The organism is Bacillus sp. LR--39, assembly GCF_053613335.1.
In genome coordinates this window covers 408490-415093 of the sequence record NZ_JBSIOT010000003.1, presented here as the reverse complement: position 1 = coordinate 415093, position 6604 = coordinate 408490, and the positions used below count along the sequence as shown (strand labels likewise).

Annotated in this window: 5 protein-coding genes and 1 rRNA gene; 5 read left to right on the top strand and 1 reads right to left on the bottom strand. The window is 45.4% G+C overall.

Annotated features, from left to right (window positions below; translation table 11 throughout):
• Positions 1-111, top strand: a 5S ribosomal RNA gene (gene rrf / locus ACWHAR_RS16965); the annotation flags it as partial.
• A 95-nt stretch (positions 112-206) separates the two neighbouring features.
• Here the strand turns inward: rrf and ACWHAR_RS16960 are convergent.
• On the bottom strand, positions 207-1418 hold the full coding sequence (locus ACWHAR_RS16960) for an MFS transporter (protein ID WP_171006735.1): 1212 nt from the start codon (positions 1416-1418) through the stop codon (positions 207-209).
• A 228-nt stretch (positions 1419-1646) separates the two neighbouring features.
• On the opposite strand from ACWHAR_RS16960, the gene ACWHAR_RS16955 reads away from it, so the two are divergent.
• The 4 genes from ACWHAR_RS16955 (at position 1647) to ACWHAR_RS16940 (ending at position 6548) form a co-directional block, all read left to right on the top strand.
• Positions 1647-2915, top strand: a complete 1269-nt coding sequence (locus tag ACWHAR_RS16955) for an aspartate aminotransferase family protein (protein ID WP_032872620.1) — start codon at positions 1647-1649, stop codon at positions 2913-2915.
• Positions 2912-3862 carry an inositol monophosphatase family protein gene (locus ACWHAR_RS16950; protein ID WP_032872622.1) on the top strand — a complete coding sequence of 317 codons (951 nt, stop codon included), beginning with the start codon at positions 2912-2914 and terminating at the stop codon, positions 3860-3862. Before ACWHAR_RS16955 ends, ACWHAR_RS16950 begins: the two co-directional genes overlap by 4 nt.
• Entirely contained in the window at positions 3837-4883 is a 1047-nt protein-coding gene (locus tag ACWHAR_RS16945; protein ID WP_032872624.1) for a zinc-dependent alcohol dehydrogenase, read from the top strand. The genes ACWHAR_RS16950 and ACWHAR_RS16945 overlap by 26 nt, the downstream gene beginning before the upstream one ends.
• A gap of 231 nt (positions 4884-5114) precedes the next feature.
• Complete coding sequence (locus ACWHAR_RS16940; protein ID WP_032872626.1) at positions 5115-6548, top strand: SulP family inorganic anion transporter; 1434 nt, start codon at positions 5115-5117, stop codon at positions 6546-6548.
• Positions 6549-6604 lie beyond the last annotated feature (56 nt).

Sequence of the window (6604 nt, the reverse complement as noted above, 5' to 3'; positions counted from 1 at the left end):
TGGCGATAGCGAAGAGGTCACACCCGTTCCCATGCCGAACACGGAAGTTAAGCTCTTCAGCGCCGATGGTAGTCGGGGGTTTCCCCCTGTGAGAGTAGGACGCCGCCAAGCTATCTTAACCCAGTTCATGATGAACTGGGTTTTTTATATAAAAGATCACATAGATATATAAAGCTAATGCCTTTGAAAGGCATTAGCTTTTTTGTTTACATTGATTTTGCTTTGCTGTTGTGATGTTGAAGATTGTTTGATTTTATTGTCTCGAGCATTCTTAAACTGAATACAATCAGCAGCATAAGGAGCATCAGTGCAGTAAACAGCCAGAACGCAGTTTGTGCGGGATATTCATCTAAGCTCCAGCCGACGGCGATCGGAAGGAGTGAACCTCCTAATCCGTTTGAAGCGAGCAGAATACTGGTAGTCGTTTCTGTCTTTCCGGGATAAAAATGATTCGTGATGATTAGGGCTATTGCAAACATGCCTGCCATGAACAGCCCTAAAAAGAAGCAAAGGGCAAAACCGAACCATACGTTTTTGCTTAATGCTAATACGGTAAGTGCAGCCAGACCGCCAATGCTTATGAGACGGAGATAACGGTGATATGTCAGCTTTTCTGATACCGGGCCTGTTAATAACCTTCCGATGATCATGCCCGTCCAATACACTGTAACTGTTATCGTTGCCAAAGAGTTGGGGATATCCCATTTCTCAGCGAAGATGGAGGGGATAAAATGTACAATGGAAACTTCACTGCCGCCGTAAAAGAAGAAGTAAGCACCCGCCAAGGCAATAAACAGCAATCCGTGTGACCGATAACCGGTGCTTTCTTTTTGAGTGTCATCGGAAGGGACCTCTTTGCGGATGAGAAGCTGATCAATACTGCCGAAACTCATCTGCTTCCATGCAATTAATAGTGCAAAACTGGATAACCCTAATACTAAAAAAGCAATTGTCCACATGTGGTTGTTGATAAGAAAGCCTGAGAGCAGAGGCATGAAAAGCGCACCTAATCCGTAGGCCACTTCCATCTTGCTCATGGCCACAGCCTGTCTTTCTTTAATAGCGGTGAGGATGATCGTGCCTACACAGGATTCCACCAATCCGGCGCCAAGCCCCGCGATGCTGACGAGAAGAAATAGCAGCGGCCAGGGCGGCAGGAAGGTGATGAACATTTCACAGCTGATGAGTGCCAGGCCAAAGATAACGACGTTTTTGCGCCCAAGCTTTTTCACCATGTAAGGCATTCCGATGACACCAATGAGAAAGCCCATGAACTGAGAGAATACCAATACTCCGCCATTACTGTAGCTTTGTGAATAATGTGTGAGTAACTCAGGCAGTACGGCTCCCAGAATAACAAGTGTAAAAGCAATCGATCCATAAGAAAAACAGCTTATCCACAGCAGACGAGTTTTCATCATTTTATCTCCTTATTAGTAAAATCATATTTCTCTCTACTCGTATGACATGATGTTTTTACAAAAAATCCAATTATTGTTACTATATCACATAACTTTTGCTCGTACATCCCTTATGGTAACGTTAACAAATTGTTAACATTTTTTACAAGAAAGATCGTTGACATTATTTTCAATAATTTATACGATAAAAAGCGAAATTCTAATAATTTCATAGGGGTGGTATTTGTGGGAACGAAGGAAATCACGAATCCAGACAGCTTGTATTACAGTGTTGACGATGTAGTAATGGAGCGCGGAGAAGGGATTTACCTGTACGATCAAGAGGGAAATGAGTACATTGATTGCGCCTCTGCCACGTTTAACTTGAATTTAGGATACGGTAACAAAGAGGTCATTGATACGGTTAAAGAACAAGCCGATAAGCTGATCCATGTAACATCATCTTTTCAAACAGACGCCGTAAATAAACTGGCAGAAAAACTAGTAGAAATCGCCCCCGATAATCTCACAAAAGTACACCCTAAAGTCAGCAGCGGTTCCGCTGCAAATGAAGGAGCTATTAAAATGGCTCAGTATTACTCCGGAAAAACCGATGTCATCTCCTTATTTCGAAGCCACCTTGGACAAACGTATATGACTTCCGCTTTGTCCGGCAACTCATTCAGAAAAGAACCTTTCCCGCCACAAATTTCTTTTGGCCTGCAAGTCCCCGATCCCTATTGCAGCCGCTGTTTCTATAATCAGAAACCTGATTTATGCGGTATGCTGTGCGTAGAAAGAATTAATGATTTTATTGAGTATGCGAGCAATGGAAAAATTGCCGCCATGATTATTGAACCGATATCCGGAAACGGTGGAAATGTCGTTCCGCCTAAAGAGTATTTTAAACATTTGAGAAAGCTTTGTGATGAACATGATATCGCTCTGATTTTTGATGAAATTCAGACCGGATTCGGACGGACGGGCAAAATGTTTGCCGCGGACCACTTCGATGTGAAACCTAATATGATGACGGTAGCAAAAGGGCTCGGGGGCACAGGCTTCCAAGTCGCCGCCACTCTGACGGAGGACAAGTATACCGGGCTTCCGGGGTATACGCACTCCTTCACGTACGGCTCAAATGTGATGGCCGCCGCTGCCGCGTGTAAAACCATAGATATCATGCAGCGCCCGGGATTTTTGGAAAATGTAACGACGGTCGGTCATTATATTATGGATCGCTTAGAAACGATGAAAGAGGATTTCGCTTTTATTTCTGAGGTAAGAGGCGTCGGTCTTATGATCGGTGTGGAGATTGTTAAAGAGAACAATGAACCGGATGTGGAGCTGACCAATTATATTGCTAAACGGGCAATGGATTACGGGCTGATTCTCCGGACATCCCGTTACGGATTCGGAAATGTATTTAAGATCCGTCCGCCTTTAACCATAACACTTAGTGAAGCCGAAGTGCTCTGCTACAGACTTCGTAAGCTATTGGAGGAAATCAAGTGAGAGACTATATCATTGGGCTTGGACAATTTGTTTATCAAAAGGTGAAAAATCAAAAAGGCACACTGAAAAACCGGCTCGTAAACGGCTATTCCCCGGGAGGCGACGCCCAATTTAACATAGACGCCGCTGCTGAGGAGGCGGTGCTGGATTATATTCAAGAAAAGGGCCATCCGGTTGCTTTTTACACGGAGGATGGCGGCCTGAAGCTGATTGGAGAAGATCCGCAATATATTTTAATTGTAGATCCGATAGACGGAACGCGCCCGGCCGCCGCGGGACTTGAAATGTCGTGTATTTCGATTGCGCTTGCTTCGTATAAGCCAAACGCAAAGATTAAGGATATCGAATTTGCTTTTTTACTTGAATTGAAATCAGGCGCTTTTATGTACGGTGATATATACAGCGATGCCATTCATTTTGAAGGGTATCATGGAGAATTGCCGAATTTGAGCGGAGTGCGGGATATTAAAAATATGTTTTGGAGCCTTGAATTTAACGGGCATCCGGCGCAGCTGATGACGGACGCATACGGCCATCTGATTGACCAGTCGGCCAATAATGGCGGGGTTTTTGTTTTCAACAGCGCTTCTTATTCGATTTCACGAATTATTACGGGGCAGATGGATGGGTATGTGGATATCGGCAATCGTCTGCTGAAAGATGATCCGAAGCTGCTTTCAGATTTTCAGCAGGTCGGGAACGGGCAGGTGCTGCATTTGTTTCCTTATGATATTGCCGCAAGCGTTTTTTTGGCGAAGAAGGCGGGAGTGATCATTACGGATGCATACGGCCGGTCTTTGGACGAAACACTTCTGACAGATTTAAGTTATCAGAATCAGCAATCATGTATTGCGGCATCAACGAAAGAGCTTCATCAAACATTGTTAGACCAAATCCGCTGGGGCAGAAAGGAAGAGAAATATGAAGGCGTTGGTCTGGACTCCTAATGATAAGCTTGAATATCAAGAGGTGGACGAGCCTCAAATTCGGAAATCCAATGATGTGAAAGTGAAAATTTTCGGCACTGGTATCTGCGGAACGGACTTAAATGTGCTGAAAGGAAAAATGAATGCAACCCATCATATGATTATGGGGCATGAATCGGTGGGAGCGGTCGTGGAAATCGGACCGGACGTGACAAATGTAAAAGTCGGAGACCGCGTCGTGATAGATCCTACGCAGTTTTGTGGGAAATGTCATTATTGCCGGAGAGGGCTGACGTGTTATTGCGAAACCTTCGAGGATTGGCAGCTCGGAATCGGAGCGCACGGAACGTTTGCGGAATATTACGTGGGGGAAGACAGGTTCATGTACAGAATTCCGGATTCAATGGAATGGGAGCGGGCCACATTGGTTGAGCCTCTCTCCTGTGTGCTGAATGTTGTGGACAAGGCTTCGATTCAGCCGCAGGACTCGGTCTTGGTTTTGGGCTCCGGAACGATCGGACTGCTTGTGCAAATGATGGTGAAAAAACTGGCGCGATTGACGGTTGCGACTGAAATAGGCAGTTTCCGAAGCGAGGCGGCGAGCCGGATATCGGATTATGTCTACCACCCTGAAGCATTAACCGTGGATGAAGTGAAACGGATTAATCAAGGAAGAAAATTTGATGTGATTTTTGACGCCATCGGCAACCAGCTTGATTGGGCTTATCCTTTCATTGAAAAGGGAGGCAGAATGGTGCCGATGGGCTTTGATGATACGTATGAGATGACGGTCAGGCCATACCAGCTGCTGTCAAACGGCGTGACGATTGTGGGCACAGGTGAAGCCCGCCAGATCATGGAAGCCGCGTTAGCATGCGCGTCCGACCTTCCGCAGCTCTATGATCTTATTACGGAAAAGACGGAACTGAAGAATTATGAAGAAGCCATTGATCATCTCATGGGCATCGACCCGGTGACAAAAGAAAGAAAGGATATCAGCGCAATAAAAACAATTCTTGTGTCTGATCCGGAACTTTTATAAAAGCGGAAACGGCTCCAGTGAGAGTCGTTTTCTTTTCTTATTTATACGGTCTTGCACATTTCTTTAAAGTTTAATATGATACTCTTTGTTAACAATTCCTTTCCTCAACGACATTATACTCTGAGCGTGTCCTCTTTTTCCCCGTAAGCTTGCCTCATATTCCACAGATGAAAATCAATGTTTCCAACTGATAGGGTGCGGATTTTTATAGTGAAAAGGAGTCGTTATCATTTGAAAGATTATACATTACAGCAGCAATGGTTCGGAAATGTCCGTAAAGACATTCTGGCCGGTATTCTGGTTGCTCTCGCTCTGATCCCTGAGGCGATCGGATTTTCAATTATTGCAGGTGTCGATCCGATGGTCGGCCTTTATGCATCATTTTGTATCGCGATTATTATTTCTATCTTCGGCGGCAGACCGGGAATGATTTCAGCCGCTACGGGTTCAATGGCGGTTGTCATGGTGACATTGGTGGCTGATTACGGGCTGCAGTATTTGTTTGCGGCAACCATTTTGACAGGTATTATTCAATTTATTCTTGGTGTCAGTAAGATAGCGAAATTGATGAAATTTATTCCGCGTTCGGTCATGATCGGATTTGTGAATGCTTTGGCGATCTTGATTTTTTCTGCGCAGCTGCCGCAGTTCAAAGGAGCTTCATGGGTCATGTACGCCGTGCTTGCCGGATCACTGGCTATCATATATCTATTGCCGAAGGTTACGACGGCTGTGCCGTCTCCGCTGGTGGCGATTATTGTCATGACGATCATAGCGGTGGTCTGCCATGCGGATGTCCGCACGGTCGGTGATATGGGCGGGATTACAAGTTCACTTCCGCATTTCTTGATACCGGATGTTCCGTGGACGTTTGAGACATTGCGGATTATTTTCCCGTATTCTCTGGCCCTTGCATTCGTCGGATTGCTCGAGTCATTGCTGACGGCCCAGATCATTGATGAAATGACCGATACGGATAGTGATAAGAACAAAGAAAGCCGCGGACAAGGCATCGCCAATATTGTGAACGGATTTTTCGGAGGCATGGCCGGATGCGCCATGATCGGTCAGTCTGTCATCAATACGAAAGCCGGCGGACGCGGCCGGTTATCGGCATTTACGGCCGGCGCGTTTTTAATGTTTTTAATTGCCGTATTAAGCGGTATCGTCGTGAAAATTCCGATGGCTGCGCTGGTGGCCGTGATGGTTATGGTGTCCATCGGCACGTTCGACTGGTCATCGATTAAAGGTTTGCGGAAAGCGCCCCTTACTGATTCGATCGTTATGGTTATTACCGTCGTGACGGTCGTCCTGACAAATGACTTATCAAAGGGTGTCTTCGCGGGTGTGCTGCTAAGCGCGATCTTTTTTACGGCGAAAATTTCTAAGCTGAAGATTGTGTCACATTCCGAACAGAAAGATGTCAGAACATATAAGGTAACGGGACAGATCTTTTTTGCTTCCGTGTCTGAACTGATGAATGCCATCGTTTATGATGAAGGCGTGAAGCGGATTGTCATTGATTTGACCGATGCCCACGTGTGGGATGATTCGGGAGCGGCGGCTCTTGAGAAAATTGTCGCCAAATGTAAAGAATACGGAATTGAGGCTGAATTAAAGGGATTAAATCAGAAAAGCCGAGATTTAATGAAACAAATGGCATAGAATTTGTGAAGTCCGGATGAATATATCCGGGCTTTTTTTCGGTTAAATTTGCCGGG